21 protein-coding genes are annotated in these 25468 nt (G+C 64.7%); 13 read left to right on the top strand and 8 right to left on the bottom strand.

The window, feature by feature from the left end; translation table 11 throughout:
• Positions 1–26 precede the first annotated feature (26 nt).
• Together VGG51_15035 and VGG51_15030 are read left to right on the top strand one after the other, a co-directional pair.
• A complete protein-coding gene (locus VGG51_15035) occupies positions 27–854 on the top strand; it encodes a hypothetical protein (protein ID HEY1884342.1) in 828 nt (275 codons plus the stop codon).
• Positions 851–1876: a glycosyltransferase family 1 protein gene (locus tag VGG51_15030; protein ID HEY1884341.1), complete on the top strand. Its 1026-nt coding sequence runs from the start codon at positions 851–853 to the stop codon at positions 1874–1876. The genes VGG51_15035 and VGG51_15030 overlap by 4 nt, the downstream gene beginning before the upstream one ends.
• Here the strand turns inward: VGG51_15030 and VGG51_15025 are convergent.
• Both VGG51_15025 and VGG51_15020 read right to left on the bottom strand, forming a co-directional pair.
• Complete coding sequence (locus tag VGG51_15025; protein ID HEY1884340.1) at positions 1873–3474, bottom strand: pilus assembly protein N-terminal domain-containing protein; 1602 nt, start codon at positions 3472–3474, stop codon at positions 1873–1875. The two genes, VGG51_15030 and VGG51_15025, sit on opposite strands and share 4 nt — an antisense overlap.
• Positions 3467–5104, bottom strand: coding sequence for an ATP-dependent DNA helicase RecQ (locus tag VGG51_15020; protein HEY1884339.1), 1638 nt, complete (start codon positions 5102–5104; stop codon positions 3467–3469). The genes VGG51_15025 and VGG51_15020 overlap by 8 nt, the downstream gene beginning before the upstream one ends.
• A gap of 142 nt (positions 5105–5246) precedes the next feature.
• Between VGG51_15020 and dnaX the strand changes: the two genes are divergently transcribed.
• From dnaX to recR, 3 genes are read left to right on the top strand one after another with little or no spacing between them, the layout of a single operon-like run.
• On the top strand, positions 5247–6857 hold the full coding sequence (gene dnaX / locus VGG51_15015; GenBank protein HEY1884338.1) for a DNA polymerase III subunit gamma/tau: 1611 nt from the start codon (positions 5247–5249) through the stop codon (positions 6855–6857).
• Positions 6858–6875: 18 nt separating this feature from the next.
• Positions 6876–7184 carry a YbaB/EbfC family nucleoid-associated protein gene (locus VGG51_15010; GenBank protein HEY1884337.1) on the top strand — a complete coding sequence of 103 codons (309 nt, stop codon included), beginning with the start codon at positions 6876–6878 and terminating at the stop codon, positions 7182–7184.
• On the top strand, positions 7181–7780 hold the full coding sequence (gene recR, locus VGG51_15005; GenBank protein HEY1884336.1) for a recombination mediator RecR: 600 nt from the start codon (positions 7181–7183) through the stop codon (positions 7778–7780). The genes VGG51_15010 and recR overlap by 4 nt, the downstream gene beginning before the upstream one ends.
• A 188-nt stretch (positions 7781–7968) precedes the next feature.
• Here recR and VGG51_15000 read toward each other — a convergent pair whose 3' ends face one another.
• The 3 genes from VGG51_15000 to VGG51_14990 are packed head-to-tail and all read right to left on the bottom strand — an operon-like array spanning position 7969 to position 11687.
• On the bottom strand, positions 7969–8667 hold the full coding sequence (locus tag VGG51_15000) for an MOSC domain-containing protein (protein HEY1884335.1): 699 nt from the start codon (positions 8665–8667) through the stop codon (positions 7969–7971).
• Positions 8621–9616 carry a hypothetical protein gene (locus VGG51_14995; GenBank protein ID HEY1884334.1) on the bottom strand — a complete coding sequence of 332 codons (996 nt, stop codon included), beginning with the start codon at positions 9614–9616 and terminating at the stop codon, positions 8621–8623. Before VGG51_14995 ends, VGG51_15000 begins: the two co-directional genes overlap by 47 nt.
• 10 nt (positions 9617–9626) lie before the next feature.
• Positions 9627–11687 carry a M48 family metalloprotease gene (locus VGG51_14990; protein ID HEY1884333.1) on the bottom strand — a complete coding sequence of 687 codons (2061 nt, stop codon included), beginning with the start codon at positions 11685–11687 and terminating at the stop codon, positions 9627–9629.
• A 141-nt stretch (positions 11688–11828) separates the two neighbouring features.
• Here VGG51_14990 and minC point away from each other — a divergent pair, with 141 nt between their 5' ends.
• The 8 genes from minC (at position 11829) to VGG51_14950 (ending at position 21349) form a co-directional block, all read left to right on the top strand.
• Positions 11829–12689 carry a septum site-determining protein MinC gene (minC, locus tag VGG51_14985; protein HEY1884332.1) on the top strand — a complete coding sequence of 287 codons (861 nt, stop codon included), beginning with the start codon at positions 11829–11831 and terminating at the stop codon, positions 12687–12689.
• Positions 12686–13477, top strand: coding sequence for a septum site-determining protein MinD (gene minD / locus VGG51_14980; protein HEY1884331.1), 792 nt, complete (start codon positions 12686–12688; stop codon positions 13475–13477). Before minC ends, minD (VGG51_14980) begins: the two co-directional genes overlap by 4 nt.
• A 3-nt stretch (positions 13478–13480) precedes the next feature.
• Positions 13481–14335 carry a septum site-determining protein MinD gene (minD, locus tag VGG51_14975; GenBank protein ID HEY1884330.1) on the top strand — a complete coding sequence of 285 codons (855 nt, stop codon included), beginning with the start codon at positions 13481–13483 and terminating at the stop codon, positions 14333–14335.
• On the top strand, positions 14332–14802 hold the full coding sequence (minE, locus tag VGG51_14970) for a cell division topological specificity factor MinE (protein ID HEY1884329.1): 471 nt from the start codon (positions 14332–14334) through the stop codon (positions 14800–14802). The genes minD (VGG51_14975) and minE overlap by 4 nt, the downstream gene beginning before the upstream one ends.
• Positions 14803–14808: 6 nt before the next feature.
• Positions 14809–15942, top strand: a complete 1134-nt coding sequence (gene rodA / locus VGG51_14965; protein ID HEY1884328.1) for a rod shape-determining protein RodA — start codon at positions 14809–14811, stop codon at positions 15940–15942.
• Positions 15943–16561: 619 nt separating this feature from the next.
• Positions 16562–17062: a hypothetical protein gene (locus tag VGG51_14960; protein HEY1884327.1), complete on the top strand. Its 501-nt coding sequence runs from the start codon at positions 16562–16564 to the stop codon at positions 17060–17062.
• Positions 17063–17139: 77 nt separating this feature from the next.
• A complete protein-coding gene (locus VGG51_14955; GenBank protein HEY1884326.1) occupies positions 17140–18495 on the top strand; it encodes an alkaline phosphatase family protein in 1356 nt (451 codons plus the stop codon).
• Between the two features lie 214 nt (positions 18496–18709).
• Complete coding sequence (locus tag VGG51_14950) at positions 18710–21349, top strand: Rne/Rng family ribonuclease (protein ID HEY1884325.1); 2640 nt, start codon at positions 18710–18712, stop codon at positions 21347–21349.
• Between the two features lie 61 nt (positions 21350–21410).
• On the opposite strand, the gene VGG51_14945 is transcribed toward VGG51_14950, so the two are convergent.
• The 3 genes from VGG51_14945 to VGG51_14935 all read right to left on the bottom strand — a co-directional run bounded on the left by VGG51_14945 (position 21411) and on the right by VGG51_14935 (position 25468).
• The gene (locus VGG51_14945) at positions 21411–22793 is read right to left on the bottom strand and encodes a S41 family peptidase (GenBank protein ID HEY1884324.1); all 1383 of its coding nucleotides are present in this window, start codon (positions 22791–22793) and stop codon (positions 21411–21413) included.
• A gap of 10 nt (positions 22794–22803) precedes the next feature.
• Complete coding sequence (locus VGG51_14940) at positions 22804–24213, bottom strand: S41 family peptidase (protein ID HEY1884323.1); 1410 nt, start codon at positions 24211–24213, stop codon at positions 22804–22806.
• A 67-nt stretch (positions 24214–24280) separates the two neighbouring features.
• Positions 24281–25468: a peptidoglycan DD-metalloendopeptidase family protein gene (locus VGG51_14935; protein ID HEY1884322.1), complete on the bottom strand. Its 1188-nt coding sequence runs from the start codon at positions 25466–25468 to the stop codon at positions 24281–24283.

Here is a 25468-nt window from a genome sequence, read left to right as displayed (position 1 = left end):
CGTTCTTTCGAGCGTCGGTCGCTGCCGTGCTGACGTCGCTGCTCGTCGCTCTCGCGCTCGTACAGTTCGCGTCGGAGGCACTCGACGCGCGCGCGGCGGCACCGCACACGATTCCGCACCGAATTCCCCAGGACTTCGGCGAGCGCGTTTATCTCGTCCTCGACCGGATCGCGCCGGCGCCGTACGTCGAGTCGTCGCTGGCGCAGCTCGCGCTCGAGCGAGGTGACGCTGCCGCGGCACAGCACTACGCACTGCGCCTGCCCGCCTCGTCGAATCGGGACGAGCTTCTATCCCAAGCCGCACGTGCAATGGGCTCGCGGCAGCTCGCGTTCGAGTACGCGCTGGCGGCCTTCGACGCCGGCGCCGTCGCGGCGGAAGCGCAACGGCGCGCCGTCGGCGATCCACAGGCTGCCTACGACCTGGAGGCTCTCTTGGCGCGGCGTTTGAGCGCGCGCACCACACATCCCGATGCCCTCGCGCAAACGCATTGGCAGATGGGTCTGTTTGCCAATGAAACGGCCTGGAGAGAGGTGCCCGGAAGTGCGCCGCAGCGGGCTTGGCTGCGCAGAGCACTGGCCGAGTTCGAGGCGGCGGCACGCCTAGCGCCGCTCTCGGAACGCTACGTCATCGCCGACGCCAATCAAGCCGATCTGCTCGACGAACGCGCGCGCGCCGCGCAGCTCTTCCGGCAGGCGGTCGCGATCGATCCAACCAGCGCCGATGCCGTCGCGGGGCTCGGGGTGATCGCCTTTGAAAACGGCGACCGGTTCACCGCGAAGCTCTATTTGGCGCGCGCACGCGCGCTCGACGTGCATTCGTTGATGGTTCGTGCATTGGAACGCGATCTGCGGTGAGGGTCGCGCTCGACGCGCAGTTAGGCGTCGGCACGGCGACGGGAATCGGCGAGTACGTGACGGGCTTGGCGGCGGCGCTCCGCCGCCGCGGCGTCGACGTAGTGGAGTTGCGTGAGCCGCGGCTCGATCCGTGGCGCTTCGACCGGCGCGTACGCTGGGACCAAACCGTCCTTCCGCTGCGTGCGCGCTCGAGCGGGGCGGACGTGCTGCATTGCGCGTCGGGGACGATGCCGCTGCTGCGGCCGATGCCGGTCGTCGTCACCGTTCACGACGTCGCGTGGCTGCACGTGCAGGCGCACGCGCGCGCCTACGCGCGGTACTATTTCGGAAGGTTTTCGCTCGCACAGTATCGCGCGGCCGCCGCGATCGTCGTCGACTCGTCGTTTTCGCGAGGAGCTCTGCTGGAAGTGCTCGGCGGCATCCCCACGCAAAGCGTGCGGGTCGTGTATCCCGGCGTCTCGCCCGAGTTTTGCGAGATCGCGCGCGGTGCCGGCGACGGACGCACGATCCTTGCCGTCGGAACCGTCGAACGCCGAAAGAACCTCGAACTGCTGATTCGCCTGCTGCCGCAGTTGGACGGCGCCCGTTTGGTCTCGGTGGGACCGCAGACGGAGTACGCCGCCGAGTGCACGGCGCTCGCCGAGCGTCTCAACGTTGCGCCGCGAGTGGAACTGCGCGGGTACGTCTCCCGCGAAGAGCTCCTAGCGCTGTACGGGGAAGCCGCGGTCGTGGCGCTTGCGTCGCGCTACGAAGGATTCGGTTATCCCGCGGCGCAGGCGCTCTGCGCCGGAGTTCCGTGCGTCGTTTCGGATTGCGCTTCGCTTCCGGAGATCGCCGGCGACGACGCCGTGGTCGCGGGCGTCGGCGACGAGCGCGCCTGGATAGCGGCGCTGACGGCGGCGTTGAGCGGGGAGGCCGAGGCGCATGCGGCGCGCGTTCGGCGCAGCGCGATCGAGCGGTTCTCTTGGGAATCGAGCGCCGCGGCGATGCAGCGCATCTACGAAAGCGTCGCGGGCTCCTAGTAAATCGGTGAGCCGGGGCCGCCCGGCGCTACGCTTCCGTCATCGGGTGCGAAGATCAAACGCAGCGGCAGGCTCGAGCCCGCCTCCGGCATCGTGACGATCGTTACGCGGACGAAGCCGTGCGCGGGAACGACGTATTGGCGTACTTTGTATCGGGAGTACGCCGGCACTTGGTGCGATTGCACGAGGACCCCGTCGATGATGTAGGTGCCGGTCGCGCGCCCGCCGCGCGGGTTTTCGTAGATCGCAAACGTTTGCGGAGACGAGAGCGGGTTCTGCACGTTTACGACAAAGGACTGGAGAACGCCGTAGTCGCCGGCCAGCGCTTGGCCATGCAGATCGTTGGGGAGCGGAAGATGGCCGATCGGCAGCTCCAAGTAATCGGAGTCGACGCGCCACTGCGTCGCGAAGTGAAACTCGGCGATCGGGTAGATGCCGCGTGCGTGTTGGCGAGCTCCCTCGAGCAGCGCCGCAACGGCGATCGGATCGTCGGGATTGGCCGTGGCATCTTGGGCGACCAGCGTGAGGTGAACGTTTCCGCCCGAGAGCACGCGCAACTGGAGCAGATTGCAGACGATGCTTCCGGCCGGAAGATCCTGGACGACGATATTCGCCGAGGTCGATCCGTCGATCGTGATCAGGCGTCCCTGATTCTGTACCAGATCGATCAGAAAGCGTTTGGTCGCGACGTGACCGACCTCCATCTCGTTGGCGGAGGGGCCGCCGCGGCCGCTGATCATTTGAACGATCGAGGGTTCGCGCGAGAGATTCTGCGCGCGCAGAACGATTCGGCGATCGGGCTGTCCCGGCGGATTGTAATGGAAGTAGAGAAAACGCGACGGTGCGGCCGAGCGCAGATCGGCGGTAAAGAGGGTGCCAACCTCCGTCAAGCGCTCCGGATAGTCGCTGACCATCAGCGAATCGGGCGAGATGCGCGGCACGGCGATGTTTCGGACCTCGACGTGCGTAGAGCCGTCGACCTCTAAGGCGTCGCGCGCCTGAATGAGCACCGGAACGTCGAAGGCCGCGACGTCGTCTTGATTGAGCGTCCCGTGAAACGGAACGTCATCGGAACTGACGATTACTTGTGCCCCGGGACGGATCTTCGTCGCGTTCTTGATCTCGCGCGCGACCTGCTCGCGCACGAAGGCGGCCGCCGCGGGATCGCCCGTGATATCGACGGGCAGGCTCGCCGGAATCGTACCGGCAAAGAAGGCAACGCGTACCGGCACGTCGCGACGAACGCCGCGGGCGTCGGTCAGGGTGATCACCGTTGCGCCCGCCGCTTTGCCGACGATCACCAGCCGCTGCGAGGCCGGATCGATCGCCGCCGTAGCGACGCTGGGATCGGCGACGGTGACGGCGATCGGCGCGATCGCCGAGCCGACGATCACGTTCACCGCGGAGCCGACCGGAACGGAGGCGGCCGCCGGCTCGACGGTGATCGGCGGCGGCGTCGGACCTTGCCCGGGTACTCCGGGCGTCGCGCTAACCGCCGGCGAGGGGGCGGGCGAAGCTGAAGGCGAGGGAGACGGTGTTTGGGCTTGCGCCGTGGCGCAGAGCGCTGTTAGGGCGGCGAGAAGCGCCAGCCTACGCAATTTGCGCTTCGGCATGGCGTACCGCCGATGCCAACAGCGTTTTATAACCGACGCTCGGGAAGAGCACGGTCACCAAATCCCGCTCGGCGCGCTCCACCGTTCCCATGCCGAACTTCGCGTGAGAGACGACATCGGCGATCCGGAATCCGCCGGTCGCCGCGCGTTCGTCCGTTCCGCGCGCCAACGCCGCGATGCAGTTGTCGCACGCGCCGCAGTTGGTCCGGTCGAAGTCTTCGCCGAAATAGTTCAGGATGAAGCGGCGACGGCAGGAGACGGTCTCCGCGTACTGCAGCATCATCGCGAGCTTACTCTGGTCGTAGGACTTTTTAGTGTCGTAGTTTGCCAAGTTCAAGATCAAATCGCGGTGCTTACGCACGGCCTCCGTCAAGCCGTAGGCGGACTTGCCCGCGTGCTCGATATAGCCGGACTTCTTGAGCAGCGCCAGGATTACTTTGAGCTTGGTCAGCGGGAGCTGAAGAATCTTGCGAAGATCGACCATCGAGACGCCCCCCGGCTGATTGCCGAAGACCTCGATCGTGCCGAAGACGCGCTGCACCTCCTCGACGTCGGGGTACTTCCCGGTGAGGAAGTAGTTCTGCACTCGGGTATCGCTCATGCGGTAGATTAGGATGCAGCGAGAGTCGAGGCCGTCGCGGCCCGCGCGCCCCGCCTCTTGCGTATAAGCCTCGAGGGAACCCGGCAGGTCGTAGTGCAGGACGAACCGGATGTTCGGCTTGTCGATGCCCAGGCCGAAGGCATTGGTCGCGACGACCGCGCGGATCGCCTCGTCCATGAACAGATTGTGAACCGAGGTGCGATCTTCTTTATGCAGCTTGGAGTGATAGACGGCGGCGGGAATGCCGAGTTCCGTGCGCAGGTAGTGCTGCACGTCCAGCGCGTTCTTGATCGTAGCGGTGTAGATGATGCCCGTCCCTTCGAGCGCGTCATCTCCGGTAAACAGCGTCGAGAGGATGCGCAGCTTGTCGGCCTCCTTGTCGGCCTTGCGCGCTTCGTAGATTAGATTCGGGCGATCGAATCCGCGCACGATCGGCTTGACTTGGTCGAGTCCGAGCTGATACAGGATGTCTTCGCGGACCGACGGCGTCGCGGTAGCGGTTAGCGCGAGCACGGTGGGGTGGCCGAGCGCGGCAATGACGCTGCCCAGCGCGAGATAGGCCGGCCGGAAATCGTGTCCCCACTGGCTGATGCAGTGCGCTTCGTCGACGACGAAGAGCGGTACCGCGATCGACTTGAGAAGCCGCAGGAAGGCCTCGTCCTCGAGCTTTTCGGGCGTCGTGTAGACGATGCGGAGGGTCCCCGAGGCGATGCGTTCGCGAGCGCGCAGCTCTTGATCTTCGGAGAGGGTCGAGTTGAGCGCGACGACATCGGTGATCCCGCGCTCGCGCAGCATGTCGAGCTGATCCTTCATCAAGGCGATGAGTGGGCTGACGACGACGGTCGTACCCTCGAGCAGCAGCGCGGGGAGCTGGTACGTCAAGCTCTTGCCCGCACCCGTTGCAAGAATAGCCAGCGTATCCTGGCCGGCTAAGACGCGAGAAACGACGTCTTCCTGACCCGGATGAAAATCATCAAATCCGAATTTCTCTTGAAGTGCTGCGCGCAGATTCACGGGCATCTTTCTTAAAGTGGACCCCAGCGAAATCGAACCACCGCCCCCTGGGAAGCATTCTCCATAACCGTCTCCCCCGGCGACTCGTTTCACCCGTACCCTCCGGCAGGCGCCACCAAACGGTCGGCTAAGTTGAGCCCCCGTGTCCCTGTACCGCACCTGGCGCCCCCGCACATTTGCCGACCTCGTCGGGCAAGACTCCGTGGTTCGTACCCTTACCTCGGCGATCGATAGCGGAAAGCTCGCCCACGCCTACCTATTCTCCGGACCCCGCGGTTCGGGCAAGACATCCGCCGCCAAAATTCTAGCACGCTGCATCAACTGCGAGGCCGGTCCGACCCCGACCCCAGATAACACCTGCGACAACTGTCTGGCCATCCTGGCAGGCAACGCGCTCGACGTGCTCGAGATCGACGCTGCCAGCAATCGCGGCATCGACGAGATCCGGACCTTACGGGAAGCGGTCAAGTTTGCGCCGGCGACGATGCGCATGAAGATCTACATCGTCGACGAGGCTCACATGCTAACCAAGGAAGGAGCCAATGCGTTCCTTCGGACCCTCGAAGAGCCCCCGCCGCACGCGGTGTTCATCCTCGCTACGACCGAGCCGGAGCGGCTTCCGGTCACAATTCTCTCGCGCTGCCAGCGTTACACGTTTCGGCGCATCTCCGTTCCGGTGATGATCGAGCGGATGCGCGAGATCTCGACGGCCGAGAACATCCCGATCGACGACGAGGCCCTGGCGGCAATCGCCTATCGAGCGGACGGCGGTCTCCGCGATGCGCTGACGATGCTCGAGCAGCTCGCCGCGTTCTCCAGCGGCGAAACGGCCACGGTTGCGACGCTGGACCTTGCCTTGGGCTCGACGGGGCGGCAGTACGCCGCGAAGCTCGTCGACGCCATCCTCGCGGGCGATGCTGCGAGCGCTTTGCGCGAGATCGAGGCGGCCAGCGAAGCGGGGACGGATTTTACCGTCTTGACCCGCGCATTGATCGCAAGCTTCCGCCATCTGCTGGTAGCGCGCATCGACCCCGAACTCGTCGTCCGCGACCTGGCGCCGGAGGACGCACAGCGCGTCGCCGCACAGGCGGCCGGTCTTTCACAGGCGACGCTAACGCGCGCGCTGCGCGTATTCGGTGAAGCGCAGTCGCTCGCGCGCTCCGGCGGCAACGCGCGTCTCGAACTCGAAACGGCGCTGCTCCGCTACGTATTAGCCGGCGAGGACCCGACGTTCGACGGCCTCTCGGCGCGTTTGGGGGCGCTGGAAGAGCGGCTGAGCGGCGCGGCCGCAAAGACTGACCAAACGGCGGCGACCGTCGCACCGGCCATCCCACCCCAAGCACCCAAGCTTTCCGCGCCCAAGGCGCCGGCGACGCCCCCGGGCGCGCTCTCACTGCAAAAGGTCCGGGCCGCCTGGCAGAGCATACGCAGCAAGATCGAAGGCGAGCGGCAATCCTTGCGGGCGCCGTTGTCGCGGGCGGCGATCGAATCGCTCGAAAGCAACGCAATCGTCTTGAGTTTTCCCAACGGCTGGAGCGCCGACGCGCTGCGCGAGCACGTCAAGATCATCGAGGGCGCGATCGCCGACGTGTTGGGGGTTCCGCTGCGCGTCACGCTGCGGGTGGATTCGAGCGCCGGACGCGCAAAGGCTCCGGCAGCGACTCCCGGCGCCGGATCCGAGCCGAACCGCGAACCCGACGATCCCGACGCGCTCTTCGATTATGCAAACGAACGCATACGTTCAGGTCCCTGACACCCGAAAGGTTTGTAGATGAATCAAGCGCAGTTGATGGCCCAGGTCAAGAAGATGCAAGCCGAGATGGCGAAGGCCCAAGAAGAGCTCGCCGCGACCGTCGTAACCGGAAGCGCCGCGGGGGGATCGGTGACCGTTGACGTCACGTGCGATCAAACGCTCAAGCGCGTGAAGATCGCGAAAGAGGCGGTCGATCCGCAGGACATCGAGACGCTCGAGGACTTGGTTATGGTCGCCGTCAACGACGCGCTGCGCAAGGCCAACGACGCTTCTCAAAAACGGATGGCGTCGGTCACCGGCGGCGTGCGCGTTCCCGGATTGATGTGACGACGGTCGCAAATCCCGTCGCCGTTCTCATCAACGAGCTCAGCAAACTGCCGACGATCGGCCCGAAGACCGCGGCGCGCCTCGTCTTTCACTTGTTGAACCGCCCGCGTCACGAAGCGCAGAGCTTAGCCGAAGCGATCCTCGCCGTCAAAGACAAGGTTCACTTCTGTTCGATCTGCTACTCGCTCTCGGAGCTCGATCCGTGCGAGTTCTGTACCGACGATCAGCGCGATGCGCGGGCGATCTGCGTCGTCGCCGAAGCGAAGGACGTGTACGCGATCGAGCGCACCGGCGCGTTCAAGGGCCGCTATCACGTGCTGGGCGGATTGATCTCGCCGATGGACGGCATCGGGCCGGGGCAGCTTCACGTTAAAGAACTCGTCGAACGCATCGGCCGCGAGGACCCGCAGGAGATCATCTTGGCGACCAATCCGAATGCCGAAGGTGAAGCGACCGCGCTCTATCTCTCCCGCTTGATCCAGCCGCTGCGCGTCGCGGTCACGCGCCTTGCCTACGGCCTGCCCATCGGCGGCGAGCTCGACTATGCCGACGAACTGACGATCGCCAAAGCGATCGAGGGCCGCCGAGCGATGTAGAGCCCGCGCGGAATAGGGAAACTTGTCCCGCTTGGACGTGCCGTTTGGAAGTGCCGTGCGGTCTAGTCAGCTTTAACTAGGGTGGGCTTCGGCGTGCCGCGCTATTCTAGGCGCACACCGGGTGTGGGTGTGGGACGCGAGGCGCCGAGAGTAAAAAATCGGCGCCTCGTTTGTTTTTAGAGGCCGAGTCAGAGCAGCCGCAAGGCGTCGCCGCACTGCACAACACCCGGCGCAACGACGTCGCAGTAGATCCCCATCTGGTTGCTGCGCTGCTGCGCCACGTACTCGAGAATCCGCGGATCGCTCGGTTCGCCGTTTGGGTGGTACGTCACGGTGACGCACCGCCCGATCGGAGCGCGAACGCGCAGGCGCACCGCGCCGAGCAGAAGCTCGCGTTCGACGAGTTCCCGTTCGAGCGGCGCCGCATTCTCGAAGCTGCGGACGAAGAAGTTCGGCCTAAAGCGTTCCCACTGCACCGGATAGCCGATGTGGGCGCTCACCTCCGCGAGCCAGGCGTCGACGATCAGCGAGAGCGGCGCGTCGTCGAAGAAGTGCTCGTCGCGGCGGATCTCGAGGCCGAGGCCGCGCGCACGCGCAAGCTCCTTAGCCGCCTCTGCCTCGTCGAGCAGGTGAAGCCGATCGTTCTCTTTGCCGCGGTACGTCTTGCCTTCTCGCGCGCCCTCTCGCGCGAAAAGCGCAGCGGCTCGATCGCCCGGAATTCCCGATTGCTCTACCTCGGCGCGATCCAGCGGCTCGCCGCGCAGGCTCTTCACGGGATAGCGCCGCAGCGCTTCCAGCGAACCGAGCAGGACGCCGGCTTGCGAAGCTGCGCGCAGAGATTTAGGAACGATTGCGCAGCTTCCGCAGGAGCTCGCGTGCGAGCGCAAGCGCGTCTGCTTTCGTGCGGCTGTAGAGCGAGGCCGCCTGACCCTTGCTCATATAGCGCCCATGTTCGTAGTAGAACGTAACGCCTTCGCCGACGACGATCGTTCCGGCATAGGCGATCGCGCCTTTGATCGCGATCCCCGCGATCGGAACGAAGCCGGAGAGCTCGCGCGCGAGCGTACGCCAGCCGAAACCTCCACCGATGACCGGTAATAGCTGCCACGTGCGTCCGACGTCCGGATCGCGGCCGTAGGCGGCTTCGATGTGCAGCATCAGCATGACTTGGATGCCGGTGATCGCCACCATATCTCCGGCCGATGCGAAGGCCCCCAGCACGAGTCCGACGACCGGTATATGATCGACCAACGCGCTTGCCAGCGCAACTTTCAGCGCGCGCTGCGCCGCGTCGCGCGTCAGCTTGGCGGCAACGCTCTCCCGCAGCACGGGGAGATTGCGGCCCACCGCGATTTCGACGCCGTTCGCCGACTCGACGAGATGCGGAAAGACTCGCGCCCGCAACGCGGCAGCGTCGAGGCACTGCACGACGTATTCGCCCCACGTGCCGCGCGCCGGAAGGTTCGCGGGGCCCGACGGCGTGCCGAGCGCGTCGACCGTAATCGCTAGAATCGGAACCTGGAGCGCTGAGAGCGGCGCGAAATCGACGCCCGTGCAGTCGTTGCGGTGCCCCAGAAAGAGCACGGCGCGAACTTCCTTTGGGTCGGTGGCCAGCGGTGTCCCAGCGCGGATCGTTTCGAGACAGGCCGACGCTTCGCTCCGCGCGATCTCTTCATCGTGTCCGGAGAGCAGCAAAGCGCGCAGCCTTGCCACCAGCGACAGATCGCCGCAGAGCAGAAAGCGAAACGGCTTGCGAACGTGCGCGTGAACTGTGCGTACGTCGATTCCCTTGCGCACGATCGTGAAAAGATTACGGGCGTCGCCAGCGATTGCCATGATTGCAGTCCTACAAGCCGAGCTTGTTGAGGTCGACCGCCATCGTGCCGTCGGCTTTGCGCAGCTCCTTGGCGGGATCGTCGGTGTAGTCGAGGTAGACGAGACCGAGGAATATCTCGAGCGGCCACGCGTGCATCTTATGCGAGTTGGCGACGTCGACGATCGTTTGATTGGCGCTCTTGGCCTCGGCGATGATGCTCTCCGGCGTGCTCTTGATATCGGCGGCGACGATCGTCGCGGTGACGACGTCGCCCGGCGTCAGATCGTCGTGCAGCATCGTCCGGTAGGAGACGCCCGGCGAGCCGAAGCGCTGCTGCAGCGCGTACCGCAGCGTCGAGTAGATTTGCGGGGAGGTTCCCAGCCCAAGCAGCGTGATGCGCACGCCGATCTGGCGCGAACGCGCGAGGTTGAAGAGCTGGGCGCCTTGCGAGGATGCCGTTGCAGCCGAGTTGAGCTCGTCGACGGTCTTTTTCATCATCGGCGCGACCGACAAGTAGTCGGCTTGGCTGATGTCGCCGCCGAAGCTCATTTGCGCGTGGTCGAGCTGTTTGAAAAACTCGTCGAGATCTCCGAGCGACTGGTCGAGCATCGTGAGCGAGGCTCGCGCCGCGTCGACCGAGCGCAGCATCTCGCCGTCGGCCAAGGTGAGCTCGTTCATCATACTCGGGTACGAGGGCAAGATCTCTAGCGATTCGGCCGGCACGGTGCTCATCGAGAAGGGAGCCAGCATCTCGTCGTAGATGTCGGCGCTCTCCTTGAGGAGGCCGTTTTCCTTATTCTTTTCGAGCGAACCGACGCCCCCGATCGGGCTCGTGTCGCCGCCCGCATCGCCGAGCGTGCTATCGACCGAGCGCGCCATCGAGGTGAGGTTCTTGACGATGGCTTCGATGCGGCTGCCGCGGCGAATGTTGACGCGGCTGAGGTCCGGTACCTCGTATTGGATCGTTTCCAGGCGGCTCTGGACCGACTTGAGCTGATCTTTTCCCTCGGTTGCTCGAGTCTGAATCTCGGTTGCGGCGGAATACTGGGCAGCCTGCCCGGCCAGCACGGCCTCCTTGAGCTTCGGCAGGTTCGGCTTGGTCAGCGTAACGCGCTGTACTTCCATCTGCCGCAGCGCCGTGATTCGCTGATTCGCCGTCGCCCGCGTCTGAGAGGATCCAAGCTGGGCCGCTTGCGCGAGCGTCTGTTCGCTCTTGCTCGGAAGGCCAAGTGCGAGCTCGGATTGCCCGAGTTCGAGCAGCGCCTCGGGGTTTTGCGGATCGGTATGCAAAACCTGATCGAGGCGCAGCTGCGAGAAGGAATAGCGCGAGCGCTCTTCGTCGCTCGAGGCTTGGACGAGCTCCTGCGTCGATGTGATCGTCCTCGGATCGAGCTCCGGGTAGCCCATCAAGTGCGAGACGCGCGCCGACGGATCGGGGTGGTCTTGGAGATACTTGCTGACCGCGTCGCTGTGCTCGTCCTCCAGGATGCCGAGGTGCGCCATCATCGTCACCATCGATTCGGGATCGTACCCCGCGCGCGACATCAGCTGCAGCCCGTAGCGATCGGCCTGGATCTCGTCTTCACGGGAAACCTTGGCCATCAGCCCCGCCTCAGCGAGGCCGCCGAACTCGTAGAGGATCGGCGAGAACATCGACGCGATTCCGAAGAGAAGGTTCAGAATCTCCGCCTTCGTGTTGGTCGTGATGAGGTGGCGCCGCTCGATGTGGCCGGTCTCGTGGCCGAGAACGCTGGCCAACTCGTCGTCGGACTGCACGAAGTCGACCAGACCCTCGTAGACGTAGACGAATCCGCCCATCGTCGCAAAGGAGTTGATCTGGCTGTCGTGGATGATCTTGATCGAGTAAGGAACGTCCTTACGCGCGACCTGATTCCAGAGGTTCCCGGCGACGCCGGAGACGTAGGCGTTGAGCAGCGGATCGGTTTCGATCACGCTGCCGGCGACGATCTGCTGATCCTCGGATTGGCCCAGGGCAATTTCGGCCTGCGTCGACATGGCGCCGGTCGGTGCCGGACCGCCGGCACAGAGTAGCGAGACGATGACGAGAGCGGGAATAATGCGACGCAGCATACGGGTCTCAATTCCTCTACCGGCGGACAAAGATTAGGTTACGCCGCCTGACTGTGTATTATATGTGGACAACGCCAAGAACTTGCGAATCGTTTGTGGATGAACAAGGGGTTGCCCCCAGTTCTTCTCGGAGAGCGTAGCGTGGCACTCTTGCGAGGGAGGCGGGGCGGCCTCGAAGTGACCTTGTCCCCCGGTGACTTGAGCCAGGGGTTCGCGGAGCTGCACGCTCGCCTCACCGAGCAGCCGGGCTTCTATCGCGGAGCCAGCGCCATCGTCAACTTCGGCTCCGATTTGCCGTCGGACGAAGAGCTGGCCGGGCTGCGCGGCGTCCTCGAGGAGGCGGGAATCGCGCTGCGCGGGGTCGCTGGGTTCGACGAGGAGCTGGCAGCGCTCGCCGCACGAACCAGTCTGCTGTTTGAAACGCCGCGCGAAGAGACCGTCCGCCCCAGAGCACTGCGGCCGCGCACCGATCCCGCGCTCTCCGATTCTGCGCGCTCGCTCGTCGCCGATTTTGCGGGAGCGCGCGGCGACATTGCCCAGCGCCGGCGCCGCGGCGAGGAGAGCGTCCGCCGTCACACCGGGCCGCCGGTCGAGACTGCGCGGCCGCCCGCCGCGCTGCACGTCGTCGAGACCGGCCCGGCGACGCTCTATCACGCGTCGACGCTGCGCGGCGGCCAAGTTCTCCATCACACTGGGAACATCGTCGTAGTCGGCGACGTCAATCCCGGCGCGGAGCTGATCGCGACCGGAGATATCCTGGTTTTCGGGCGGCTTGGGGGCATCGCGCACGCGGGTGCGCAAAGCGACGAGAGTGCGCGCATCTACGCTCTCGACCTCTCACCCACCCAGCTGCGCATCGCGACCTTCATCGCCGCTGATGCAGAGAGCAAGCGGAGCCGGCCGGCGGTGGCCGAAGCTGCCCTCGTGCGTGATGGGCGGATAACGATTCTCACTCTCGATCGCCTCGATATATCTGGAACGCTGGGAGCGGTCTCGACGTGACGCCGCGCAAGATCGTCATCACCTCGGGAAAAGGCGGTGTCGGCAAAACGACGACGACCGCAAACCTCGGCGCGACGCTCGCGAAGCGCGGCAAACGTGTGATCTTGATCGATGCCGATATCGGGCTGCGCAACCTCGATCTCGTGCTCGGCCTCGAAAAGCGCATCGTCTTCGATCTGGTCGAGGTCGCGGAGGGGCGCTGCCAGCTTCGTCAGGCGCTGATCAAAGACAAGCGCTTCGAGTCGCTTTCGATCCTGCCCGCGGCGCAGACGCGCGAGAAGGATGCGATCACGACCGAACAGTTCTCGGCGATCGTCGACCTCGCCGCAACGCAGGCCGACTACGTGCTGATCGATTGCCCCGCCGGCATCGAGCACGGTTTTCGAAACGCCGTCGCGGGGGCTTCCGAGGCGATCGTCGTTACGACGCCGGAGGTCAGCGCGATTCGCGACGCCGATCGGGTCGTCGGCAAGATCGCCCACGAGCGCAAGCCGATTCGCTTGATCGTCAACCGCCTGCGTCCCGAGATGGTGCGCAGCGGGGACATGCTCTCGGTCGACGACGTCTGCGACGTCCTCTCTATCGAGCTGCTCGGCGTCGTTCCCGACGACGAAGAGGTCATCGACACGACCAATCGCGGCGAACCAATTGTGCTCAACGATGCCAGCCGCCTCAAGACGATTTACGACAAGATCGCTCGCCGTCTCGAAGGCGAGATGGTGCCCTTTACCAGCTTCGACGGCACGAGTCTTTTCGGTCGTCTCCTCGACGCGTTGAAAGCGGGGTAGCGCGTGCAACAGACACAGGCCGTTGAACACGAGACCGAGGCGGCCGCACCGGCTCGGCGCCTCGGTCGCGCGATCGTTCTCACTTCGGGCAAGGGCGGCGTCGGTAAGACGACGACGACCGCGAATCTCGGCACGGCGCTCGCGAGCCGCGGCGTAAAGGTCGTGCTCGTCGACGCCGACGTGGGCCTGCGCAACCTCGACATTCTTTTGGGCTTGGAGAGCCGCGTCAAGTACCATCTGCTCGACGTGCTCGAGGAGCGCGCCTCGCTGGATGACGCGCTGGTTCCGAGCAAACACGGCGACACGCTCTTTCTTCTTGCGGCCGCGCAATCGCGGGAAAAAGACGACGTCGAAACCGAGAAGATGAAGGCGCTGATCGAGTCTCTGCGCGAGCGCTTCGACTACGTGCTGATCGACTGTCCCGCGGGCATCGAGCTCGGTTTCAAGAACGCCGTCGCCGGCGCGGACGAAGCGATCGTCGTCTGCACCCCGGAGGTATCGGCGGTGCGCGACGTCGATCGTGTCGTCGGGCTGCTCGGCAACCGCTTTCGCCCGCAGCTGGTCATCAATCGGCTGCGTCCCGCACTCGTGCGCAAGGGCAAGATGCTCTCCGTCGACGATGTGAACGCGATACTGCGTCTTCCGCTGCTGGGCGTAATCGCCGACGAACCCGACATCATCGTGACGACGAACCGGGGCGAACCGCTCGCGCTGCGGCGAGAGAATCCCACCGGCGCCGCCTATCACGCGATCGCCGCACGAGTTGCCGGCGAAGACGTTCCCGCGCCGATGCCGCCCCTCTCGAAGCCGTCGTTCATGGAACGGGTGAGCTCCTTTTTGGGAGGAAAGCGCGCGTGATCGAGTTTCTCAAACGCCTCTTCGGGCAATCGGGCTCGAGTGCGACGGCCAAAGAGCGGCTGCGTTTGGTTCTCATGACGGATCACCTCGAACTCGCGCCGGAGATGATCGAAAAGCTCAAGGCCGATCTCGTCGACGTGATCTCGCGACACGTCGAGGTCGACCGCGATCGGATCGAGGTTAACTTCGAACGGCAAGATACCGCGCTCGCGCTGCTGGCGAACATCCCGATTATCTCGGTTAATCGTCCCAACGGTAACGGCAGCCACGGTAACGGAAGCAACGGCGGTGCGCCGGTCGAGCCGGTGAGCGAAACGGCCTCGGCCGTCGTCGAAGACGCAGTCGCCGTCGAGGCGCCCGCGCCGAAAAAGAAAGCCGCCGCCTGCGCAACGCCGCCCGTGCGCAAACGGCGGCGGCGCAAGAAGAATCCCGCCGCGAGCGCGGCTCCAGCGCCGACGCCGACCTGAGGCCGCTTGGCCGTCCTGGCACTCGGCAGCGGCGCTAGACGTTACGCTCGCAACTTCAACTGGCCGCTGGCGCTCGGCGCCGTCTTCATCGCGCTGATCGGCTTGCTGTGCATTCGCTCGGCCGGATTGCACGATACCGATGCGGGCGGCGAGTTCAAGCGACAGATACTCTACTTGGCACTCGGAATGGCGCTGATGTTCGGGCTCTCGCTCGTCGACTACCGAAACTGGCAGCGCTGGGCCCCCGGCTTGTACGCCATCAATCTGTTGCTGCTGATCTTCATCCTGCGCGGCGGCCACAGTGCGCTCGGCGCGCAACGCTGGATCTCACTCGGACCGCTCGGCACTTTTCAACCGTCCGAGCCGGCCAAGCTCGTCGTCGCGATTTCACTGGCTGCCGTGCTCTGCCGCGGGCGCTACGAGAATTTGCAAGAGCTCTGGAAGCCGCTGCTGACCGTCGCGCTTCCGGCACTCCTGATCCTCAAGCAACCCGACTTGGGAACGTCCCTGACGCTGGTTGCGATCTTGACGGTCGAGCTGTTCTTCGCGTTGCCCAAGCTCGGCGACTTCGGCATCTACGCGTTGGCCGTGCTGGTCGTCGGCGCGGCAGCCGTCGGAACCAATGCGGTCCTCAAACCGTTTCAACGCGCGCGGCTCTTCGTATTCCTCAATCCCAAGGCCGACCCGCAAGGTTCGGGTTACAACCTCGCGCAGTCGAAGATCGCCGTCGGTAACGGTGAGTGGTTCGGACGCGGCCTCTATCGCGGAACGCAGACGCAGCTCAACTTCGTACCCGAGCACTCGCGCGATTTCATCTTCACCGTGCTGGCCGAGGAGTGGGGCTTCGTCGGCGCGGCGCTCCTGCTGGCGCTCTATGCCGCCGTGCTCTACGGGGGCGTGCGCGCCATGCTTGCGGCACGCGATCGTTTCGGGTTTCTGCTGGCGAGCGGCCTGGTCGGGTTGCTTTTCTTCCACGTGCTCGTCAACGTCGGAATGACGATCGGGATTATGCCGATCACCGGCATCCCGCTGCCGTTCATGTCGTACGGCGGCTCCGCGATGATCACCGATTTCGCCGCCGCCGGCGTTTTGCTCAACATCTTTTCTCAGCGCGACCGCGACGTGCTGGGGAACGCCTAGGGGTGCTCGACGGGGCAGCTGGAAGAGCACCGGTCGGCCAGGCAGCGGGCCCTTTCTCGGAAAGCGAAAGGAGCGGTTTCCCATTGAAAACACGTATGCTCTTCTGGTATGCCGTCGGTATAACCGGCAGCGCAGTACTCGTTGCCGGCTGTAGCGGCGGCGGGTCGTCGCCGGCGTCCGGTCTCCGCGGCGCGAGCGACGTCGCGTATGCACGGGCACGCTTCCATCCCCACCTCCGCTGGGCGGCTTCGGACCTCGCCCAAACGCCGCGCCTGCTTTTCCTATCAGACAGCGCATCGGGTAACGTCAATATCTATTCGCTGCCCGACTTGAAGCTGAAGGCGCAGTTCGATCCAGTTGGGAGCGACCTGCAGGGCGAGTGCTCGGACACGACCGGGGGTGTCTATATCACCAACGCTGGAGCGGGATGGATAGGCGAACTAAATCGCGCGGGCGAATTGTGGACTCCAACCTACGGACAGATCCGCGCGCCCTTCAGCTGCGCCGTTAACCCGATAAACCGTGAAGTTGCCGTTACCAGTAACGGCCCCAGCGGGGGTAACATCCAGATCTTCCGCCCGACCGACAGCGGATACAGGAGCTCATTCTCGGTTCCCATATGCAGACGTACTTTTTCGACGGCTACGATCGCCGCGGCAACCTCTGGGTGGACGGCTACACCAAGAACTCGACCAGCGTTGTCGCCTCCTGCAGGGGGTCGAGGTGCCGCACGATTCCGATCAGCGGCGGGACGATCTATCAGCCAGGTTTCGTGCAGTACGCAGTGGGGCAGAAAACGTGGTACGTAGCCGACAGGAGGTGCGGTGGCAGAAGCCGCTTCTGCATTTATCCAGTCTCCGCCAGTGGCGTGCTGCGAAAGAAAATCACGCTTACGGACGCACACGGTAAACCCGTCTGCGACATGTTCCAGGGTGCGATCACCGACGCAGGGAGCAGAGTCTTCGTCGGCGGCGTCGGCAACGGATTGGTCAAGAACTGCGGCGTCACCAGCGTGGCTCGCTGGAACTTCCCGGCCGGCAGCGACCCAACGGTCGGCAACGACGACGTTGGCGCATCCCCGAGCGGAGCCGCGATCAGCGCGAAGGCTGGGGGCATTTAAGTCGGCTGCGCGGCAAAGGGACGAACTCTCCTGGCTGCCAAGGAAAGAGGGTTGGCGTTATAAGCACGACCGGTCGTTTGGCGGCTCTCCTGGTTGCATTGCTCGGCTTAGCGGCGTGTGCGGGCGGAGCATCATCGGCAGTTCCGGTTGCCGACGCCGCCCACGCAGAGGCGTTCGCCGCGGCGCCCGGTGCGTCGGGCATCCGCAAGATCGAGCACATCGTCATCATCGTGCAAGAGAATCGCAGCTTCGACAATCTCTTCCAAGGTGCGCGCAACGCCGATACACGCCCTTGGGGTTACGACAGCAAAGGCGACAAGATCGCGTTGCGTCCGCTGACGATGAAGACGACCTGGGACGTCAATCACAGCTTCGGTGCCTTTCTCACCAGCTGTAACGGCACCGGAAAGTATCCGGGAACCGATTGCCGGATGAACGGGTTCGACCGGGAAGGAGTTGAGTGCGGCGGTCCCGGCGAGCCGCGCTGCCCGTTCAAGGATCCCATGTACTCTTACGTGACGCCCAGCGAAACGACGCCATACTTCGACATGGCGGCGCAGTACGTGTTGGCCGATCGAATGTTCGTTTCCAACGTCGACGAGAGCAGCTTTGTCTCGCATCAGTACATCATCGCCGCTCAAGCGAGTTCGAGCATGAACGTGCCCGAAGGCGGGCCGTGGGGCTGCAGCGGGCCCGCGCTCGTCCTCACGCTCACGCAGCAGCGTGTGGAGGGCCCTTCGGTTCCGGCCTGTTTCGATAACCAGACGCTCGGCGACGAACTCGACGCGGCAAAGATCTCGTGGAAATACTATACCGCTTCGCTCCGCGAGGGCGACGGCGGCCTTTGGAACGCCTATCAGGCGATCGATCACATCTACAAGGGCCCGGACTGGAAAAACGACGTCATCCACCCGCAGACGCGCTTTTTTAAGGACGTCCGCGACGGTCGGCTCCCGGCGGTGAGCTGGGTGACGCCGACCTGCAAGAACTCCGATCACGCTGGCTGCGACGCCGACGACGGTCCGAAGTGGGTCGCGGCGCTCGTCAACGCGGTCGGAGAGTCGAAGTACTGGGATACGAGCGCTCTCTTCGTCTTCTGGGACGATCCCGGGGGCTGGTACGATCACGTCGCCCCCACGAAGGTCGACTACGACGGACTCGGTTTTCGGGTGCCGCTGCTGGTCATTTCGCCCTACGCGAAGCGAGGGCGCGTCTCCCACGTGCGGTACGAGCACGGCAGCCTGCTTCGCTTCGTCGAAGACCGCTTTGGGCTCGCTACCCTCTCGGCATCCGACGCCCGTGCAACCTCTCCGGCGGCAGACTGTTTTAATTTCTCAGAGGCGCCGCGCAAGTTCGTCCCGATTTCGACGACGATGAGCGCGCACGACTTCGAGCGGGAGCCGCTCGACCCCCGGCCCGTCGATACGGAGTAGCCGCGGGCAGGTCCGTTTTCCGCCGGCCGGGAACAGAGGCTCCAAGTCACGCCGGCTGGCTCCGTCTTCGAGACGAAGGGCCGCCGGCAAAGATTTATTAACAAGCAAGATTTTTCTTAAGGGGCTAGCCCTGGCGGCGCGAGGCGCCGCCCGCAAGGTGCACCGGCAACGGTAGGCGCGGCGAGGGAGGCGGGCTCCGAAAATAGGGGACAATTTGTCGAGCGAGATATTGATCTCGAGCGACCCGTGGGAAAACCGGGTCGCCATACTCGAGGACGGTGGCTTAGCAGAGCTCTACATTGAGCGCGAAGAGAAGGTCATCGGCTCGATCTATAAAGGTAAAGTACAGAACGTGCTCCCCGGAATGGGAGCGGCTTTCGTCGACATCGGTCTGGGACGCAACGCGTTCCTCTACGTCGACGACATCAACAAACAGCCTCTCAACATCGGCGACGTCGAGATCACCCAAGGCCACGGCGGCTTTACGATTAGCGAGAAGGTCAAACGAGGCGACGACGTTCTCGTGCAGATCGTCAAGGAGCCCCGCGGCCTCAAAGGGGCGCGAATCTCCACGAACATCTCGTTGCCCGGCCGGTATCTGATCTTGATGCCGACCGGAAAATACTCCGGCGTCTCGCGCAAGATCGAGTCGGCCGACGAGCGCAATCGTCTCAACGGCGTCATGAAGCGGATTCGGCCGGAGGGTATGGCTACGGTCGTGCGCACCGCCGCGGCGGGGGTCAGCGAAGCCGAGCTGATCGCGGACCTGGGTGTGCTGATCCGCATGTGGCACGGAATTCTCGAGCGCTATAAGCGCGCCGGCTCGCCGTCGCTGCTGCACAAAGACATGAACTTGGTCTACAAGGCAGCGCGCGATTTCATCACGGCCGACGTCGACCGGGTCCTGATCGACGACGAAGAAGAGTACCGCAAAATTCGCGACCTCCTCCAGCTTCTCGGGCCGCAATACATCGATCGCATCGAGTACTACAACTCGGGACGCTCGCTCTTCGACGATTACCACATCGAGGCCGAGCTGCAGAAGCTGATGAAGCCGAAGATCAATCTTCCGTCGGGAGCTTCGATCGTCATCGAGTCGACCGAGGCGCTGACCGTCATCGACGTCAACTCCGGAAAGTTCACCGGCGGCCGGAACCTCGAGGACACGATCCTCAAGACGAACATCGAGGCCGCCGAGGAGATCGCACGGCAGGTTCGCCTGCGCGATATCGGCGGGATCATCGTCGTCGATTTTATCGACATGGCCTCGGAAGCTTCCCGCGATAGGGTCATAAAGACGATGGAGGAGAGTCTGCGCCGCGACCGCACGCGAGCGACGATTCAGTCCTTCTCAAATCTCGGGCTGCTCGAGTTCACGCGCAAACGCATCGGCAAGGACCTCGGCGCGCAGCTGCGCGGCAGCTGCCCGACCTGCATGGGCATGGGCAGCGTGATGTCGCCGCAATCGGTGGCCATCGAAACCTTCCGCCACATTCGCAACGAGACGCGCAACGGCGCCGCCGGCGACGTCGTCGTACACGTCGCGCCGACCGTCGCGGTACAGATGGACTTTTGGTACGAAGAGGAATGCAGCGAGCTCGCCAAAGCGATCCAGCACCCGATTCACGTGCGCGTCGATCCGATGATCCATCCGGAAAAATCCCGGCTGGAGATCGTCAGCAGCGCCAAGCAGGAACGCGAGCGGCCCGTGCGCGTTGGTGACGAGCACGAAGTCGAGCTCCTGACCGGCCGGCTGCCGAATGCGAGCTCGGCCGCAGCGATCGTCGACGGTCGCGTCACCGAGGTGGAGAACGCGGCAAACAACGCCGGTAACTTCGTGCGCATCCGCATCCTCGACGTCGACGACAAGGGCGACTACATTCTCGCCGAGCTCGTGATGGCCGGCGCAAAGTCGCGCCGCAAGCGCCCAACGCGCAAAGCGGAAGTGTCGGCGGCCGAGCAGACTCGTCAGCTGCGGGAGCTTGCCGAAGATGCCGCGCGCCAGTCGGCGTCGCGTCCGCCGATCGGCATCAGCTCGCTCACCGAAGAGGAAGAGGCGCAGGACAAGGCGCTCAGCGCCGAGCGGCGCGGTGAAGCGCAGCCCGACGCAATCATTATCGCCGAGGGGGCCGTACAGCACGCGGCCGTTGAAGGTGAACGCCGCAAACGCCGTCGCCGCCGGCGACGGGGGCGCGGCGGCCGCGACGAGGGCGACGAGGCGACCACCGTAATCGCGACGCCGGCGGCCGTGACGCCGATCGACGCGGCGCCTTCGGTTTCAAACGATGCAGCGGCCGGCGACGGTTCCGGCCAGCATCGCCGGCGCCGCCGGCGACGGCGCGGGCGCGGCGGACGGGGGGGTGCCCAAGGCGTCGGAACGATGCCGGACCGGCATATCTTCGAAGTCGGCGCGGACGGAAAAGCGGCCGCCACCGGCGCTACGGCGCCGCCGGAGCCGACGCGAGCGATTGCGCGGCGCGCACAAGCCACACCTCCGGCCGTCGAGCCGCCCCCGCCGAGCCTCTCGGTGCCGCCAGAGGAGCCCAAGCGAACGAAGCCTACGCGACGGCGTGCCCGTACGGGTACCGCCCCCGGGGAACCGGCCCGGGCGGAGAGCGCGATCGCGTTACCCGCGCCCGAAGCGAAGCCCGCGCCGGCGAAAAAGCGCGCCACGACGACGCGCCGGAAAGCCGCGGCCGAAACCAAGCCGGTTAAGGACGCTGCACCGGCAGCGGCGGCAAAGCCGAAACGTACGCGCGCGACCCGCGGCACGACCTCGGCGAGCCCCGACGGCGCGCCGGAGAAGCCGGTTCGCCGCCGTCGAAAGACCGTGGCTGCCGCCGAAAAAGAGTAGGAAGAAAGAAAAAGAGACGCTCGCGAGGGCGTCTCTTTTGTAGCCTACGGAGCGGGTCGCGCTAAGGCGCGGGGCTCGCCGGCACGCCGTTCTCTTCATTAAGGCGAGCGAGACGTGCGTTCAAGAACGCCACCGCGCGCGTGAGCTGATCGTCCTTTGCCGGAGTTCCGAATTGCGCGTGCTTGTTCTCAGTGATGACGATGTCCGGCGTGATGCCGAGGTGGTTGATGTCGCGGTTGCGCGGCGTGAGATAGCGCGCCGTCGTAACCTTGATGGCACTCCCGTCGGGCAGCGGATAGATCGTCTGGACGACACCCTTACCGAACGTCTTCGTCCCGATGATCGTGCCGACCGTGCTATCTTGAATCGCTCCCGAGGTGATCTCGGAGGCCGAGGCCGTATAGCCGTTGACGAGTACCGCGAGCGGGACCGGCGCAATGGCCGTGTCGTCGGCGTCGAGCGTCGTGATATTCGAAGCGCGCGATTCGACCGATACGATCGGCCCGCTCGGAATGAACTTCGAGCTGACGGCGACGGCCGCTTCGAGATAGCCTCCGCCGTTGTCGCGCAGGTCGAGCACGAGGGCCCTGGCCCCGTCGCGCTGCAAACGTTCGAGAGCGGCGTTGAGCTCGTCGCCGGTGTCGCGCCCGAAGACGGTCAGCGCGACGTAACCGATCTTGCCGGGAAGCATTTTCTCGTAGACGCTGAGCTGGTGGATCTTGGCACGGGTGATCGTGATGGGCGCCGGCTGCGCCGCGCCGTCGCGAGCAACCGTCAGCGTTACGCGGGTTCCCTCTTTACCGCGAAGCTTTCCGCTGGCTGCCGAAAGGCTCATGCCTTTGGTCGACGAGCCGTCGATCGTGGTGATCAGATCGTCCTGCGCAATGCCGGCCTTGTCCGCCGGTCCGTTCGGAACGACGTTTTCGACGCTGATGAACTTCGTTTTGTCGTCGATCTGAATGACGATCCCGGTTCCGCCGAAATCGCCGCCGTCGAGGCCCTGATTGAGGCTGGCGTACTCTTTCGGCGTCATGAAGACCGTGTAGCGGTCGTTGACCGAGCGCATGATCCCGTCGAGCGCGACGTAGCTGAGGTCGTGCACGGTGAACTTTGCTTTCGATTGCGACGCGGCGTCGACGATCTCGCGGTCGATCTCCCGAATGTTGCTGTTCGGGGCTGCATTTGCTTGCATCTCGGGCAGGGCCGCGTGCTTCACACCCGCGGTCCGCATCGCTGCGAGCAACGTCGTGCGAACCGAATCCAGCACGGTCTGCGGATCGACCTTCTTATAGAAGTTCTCAGTGAGGTACGTATAGCTCGTCGAAACTTCTCCGGCGTCGGGGGCGGGAAGGACCTGCCCGGCCGCCAGCGCCGGGCTCAAGAGAAGGCGCGCCGACCCTAGAACGGTAGCGGCCAAGAGTACAAGAGCGAGATTGCGTTTCATACTACCCATATCAACGTAAGAGTTGGCGTATATGTGCCTTCGCAACGGCGAGTTGCTTGTCGGCGGGGGTGTCGATCAGCGAGGGGTTGGGCTCCTGCGCGACGACGACGTTCGGCTCGATCCCGTGATGCTGGATGTCGCGCCCGGCCGGCGTCAGGTAACGGGCCGTCGTGATCTTCAGCGCCCCGTCGTCGGGCAGCTCGTAGATGCTCTGGACCACGCCCTTGCCGAACGTTCGCGTGCCGACCAGCGTCGCGAGGCGATAGTCTTGCAGTGCGCCCGAGGTGATCTCGGAGGCGCTGGCCGTGTATTTGTTGACGAGCACGACGAGCGGCGTCAGGCCGGCGATCGCATCGCCGAGCGCTGCGTCGGTCGTGCGCGAACCGTCACGCGCAATCGTCGAGACGATCGTACCTTGTGGGATGAAGAGGCTCGAGATCGAAACCGCCGCGTCGACGAAGCCGCCGCCGTTGAATCGCAGGTCGAGAATGTAACCGCGCGCGCCCTTGGCTTTCCCGTCGAGCAGCGCCGTACGCACTTCGTCCGCCGACGTCTTCCCGAAATCGGAGAGCTGGATATAGTCGATCCCCTGCTCCATCTTCGCATGCACGGTCGGGACGTGGATGATCTCGCGGACGATCGCATAGTTGTGCTCGGCCGAGGGCGCCTTATATTGGTGCGCCTTCAGGTTCACGATGCTGCCGGGTTCGCCGCGAATCATCGCCTCAACGCGGTCGATCGAGAGGCCCCGCACCCGTTTTCCGTCGACCGCGTCGACGATGTCGCCGGCTTGCATTCCGGCTTTGGCGGCCGGCATTGCGTCGATCGGGCGGACGATGACCTCGCCGTCCTTGAGTTGGAAAATGTAAACGCCGATGCCGCCGAAGTTCCCTCCGGAGAGCGACTCGGTGAGCCCGCGATTCTCGCGCGGCGAAAGATAGACGGTGTACGGATCGTGGACGGAGTTCATGATGCCGCGCAGCGCGGCGTCGGTGATGTCTTCGTTTCCGGTAGCACCCAACGCGTTGCCGTAACGTTTGAGCGCATAGCCGAGCAAGGCGGAGGCGCGCTCCCCGTCGGCGGCCGGATCGCCCGCGGCGCTCTGCGAGGGCAGCGACGCGTAGCCGATCTTCTTTGCGGTCAGCAGGGTCTTGAGCGAATCGGCTTCACCGTTGAGCGGGACCTGCGGCGAAATGGGTTTGTAGTACACGCTTTCGAGGCGGCGAAGCGCAAAGTCGGCGACGGCCGAACCGGACGTATCCTCCGAATCGTACAGGGAGCGCAAGTCTCCGGTCGTTGCGACCTGCAGCCCCGCGGGGCCGGCGATCGAGCCGGTACGATATCCAACGTAAAGTGCGGTCGCGATCACCGCAGCGAGCGCAACGAATGCCGTAAGTAAAAGGCGTCGGGTAAGGCTCATCGATCCTCTATAATACCCGGCTAGGCCGGTTCTGAGTTTCTTGTGGGACTAGAATACCCGATAAGTCTTAATGAAGACGGGGTGCTGGGTCAACCGGTTTGCCCCCAATTCGTACCTCGAAGTGAAGGTGAGGGCCGGTCGACTGCCCGGTCGAACCAACCGCGCCGATCGCCTGGCCGCGCTGGACCGACTGCCCGCTCGCGACGTACATGGCGGAAAGATGGCCGTAGCCGGTCGAGTAGCCGCCGCCGTGGTCGATGAGAATGTAATTCCCATAGCCGCCGTACCATTGCGCCATAATGACGGTGCCGCCGGCCGCGGCGGTGACGGTTGTCCCCATCGGTGCCGCGATATCGAGGCCCTGGTGGAACTCGGGCGCGCCGCCGAACGGATTCGAGCGCCAGCCGAAGGGTGAGGTGATCGTGCCCGTCACGGGCCAAGAGAACGAACCCGAGGCGCCGGCGCTCTCGGTGCCGCCGGCGATTCCGGCTGCCCGGCGCTGCGCCGCGAGCTCTTGCTCGCGCTCGCGGATGAGCGCCTCGAGGGCGGCCTCTTCGGCGGCTGTCAGACTCTCCATCTCCGCCACCTGCGAGGCGACGCTCCGGCGGTGGACGGCGGCAAGTTCGACGAGATTCTTGCGCTCGCCGGCGAGCGACCCGAGCTGGCTGCGCGCTTCTTCCTGCGCCTGCTCTTCTTGGACAAGCAGCAGGCGCGTTCGCTCGAGCTCGGCCTGCACCGCGGCAACGCGTGCCTCGGCCGCCTTGCGTGCGCGAACGGCGCGCTGGTTTGCCGCAATCAGCAGACGCAGATCTTCCCACCGCTCAACGAACTCGCTGAAGGAACGAGCGGCGAGCAACGTGTTGAGGTAACTGAGGTTGCCGTACTCGTAGATATCGACCAGCCGCCGCTTGAGCATCTCGTCGTGAAGCCGTAAAGAGCGCCGCGCCGCGCCGAGCTGCGTCGTGTTCCAGTCGATGCGGCGCTGCGTCGAGCTCTGTTGAACGGACAGCGCGTCGATCCGGCCCGAAACGGTGTCGATGGCGGCGTTCGTCTGCGCAAGCTGCGTCTGCAAATCCTGATAGTGCAGCGTCACGGCGTGCAGTTCGACGCGTTTTGCGTGCAGGCGGCTTTGGAGGCCCTGCGCTTTGGCGCGTTCGGCGTTGATCCGCTGTTCCAGCGTCGTGCCGGTCGCGCCGGCGAGCACCGGCAGCAACACGAGGGCGAGCGCTCCGGCGGCAGCGCGGCGCGAAGTCAA

Origin of the sequence: Candidatus Cybelea sp., assembly GCA_036489315.1 — a bacterium.
Lineage (GTDB): Bacteria > Vulcanimicrobiota > Vulcanimicrobiia > Vulcanimicrobiales > Vulcanimicrobiaceae > Cybelea.
The sequence above is the reverse complement of the archived record's forward strand: the minus strand, read 5'-3'. Positions and strand labels throughout refer to the sequence as shown.